Origin of the sequence: Methylobacterium tarhaniae, assembly GCF_001043955.1 — a bacterium.
Taxonomy (GTDB): Bacteria; Pseudomonadota; Alphaproteobacteria; order Rhizobiales; family Beijerinckiaceae; genus Methylobacterium; species Methylobacterium tarhaniae.
Genome location: NZ_LABZ01000384.1, coordinates 1 through 1100, shown reverse-complemented (window position 1 = coordinate 1100; position 1100 = coordinate 1). Strand labels below are relative to the sequence as shown.

The 1100-nt window shown below is 54.8% G+C and carries 1 protein-coding gene; it reads right to left on the bottom strand.

Annotated elements, in window-relative coordinates:
* Positions 1-109: 109 nt before the first annotated feature.
* Positions 110-1100 (bottom strand): hypothetical protein (locus VQ03_RS34150; protein WP_167376152.1); only part of this gene is annotated, 991 nt, incomplete at its 5' end.

Sequence of the window (1100 nt, the reverse complement as noted above, 5' to 3'; positions counted from 1 at the left end):
TCATTGTAACGGCCTTTTTAGATAAGTTTTTGCACGTCGAAGCAAATTGCTGCTTCCAAGCGATTTTCGAACCCTTGAGGCTGGTTCTAACATTAAAGCTCAGCGGAAGCTACGCAGATCTGTGAGCGTTTATTGCACCACATTCTGGCCTCCTCAAGGCGGCCGTGATCGCATCCGCCTCTCCGGCTGCGATCGCCTGGAAGGGAACCTGGCTGCGCCAAGCGACAGCACTCGAACGTCCTGGCATGGAACGGTAGCTCAGCAGCGTCTCCAGAGGCGCATAATTCGTATTCTCATCGTCCAACTCAACCATCAAGATGGACTGAGACGGCAAGCACAGATCCATCAGCTCGAACGGAGACAGGCGGCATTCGAACGGAAATGCCTGAACAACCTTCACACCGTGGTCGGCGCAGAACTGCCCGATGGCGCTGGTTTGGCCGATCGGACCCACGACCGTTGTTTCTGCCAGGTGCTGGAGCGTGTTAGGCAGCAGGCGCTCGAGGCGTTTGCGAGCTGACTCGTCCTTTGTCCTGATATGCGTGACCACGCCATAAGCGGGTGGAAGATCCAGCGTTGTCCCACTGACAGTCCGGGCTAAGCGGACAGCGTGAATCGGCAGTTCAGACGAAATTTTTATTTCTAGTAAAAATCGGGGCATTCCTTCGGCTATGGAGGACACGACCCGAGTCTGCTGCAAGAACTCACTGCGCAGACAAATAGAAATTGTGTCCTGGGCGGTGACCCACTCGGAATATTTTTTATTATAAATGATGTCGGTCGCCGACCCTGCCGCAGAATGCGCAATCGCAACATGACAAGAAAAGCCTGGGATTTCCCCGCACGCAACAGCCGCCAGCTTGTCAAGCAACTCCCTGGTCACAGCGGCGCCCGTCGGGATCGTGACGATCGCGTCGAGGTGATGCTGATCCGGAATGAAATGCAGAACCCGGTCAACGGCGACACACTGAATGTTAAAATTCAGGAGCGAGCCCTGCAGCAGCCTCCGTGCAAACTGACATGCTTCCTGACTTTGCAAAACTACGATCAGCTCGAAATTCAGATCGGCGACGCCGGCGAATTGCTTCAAGGCCGGGGAA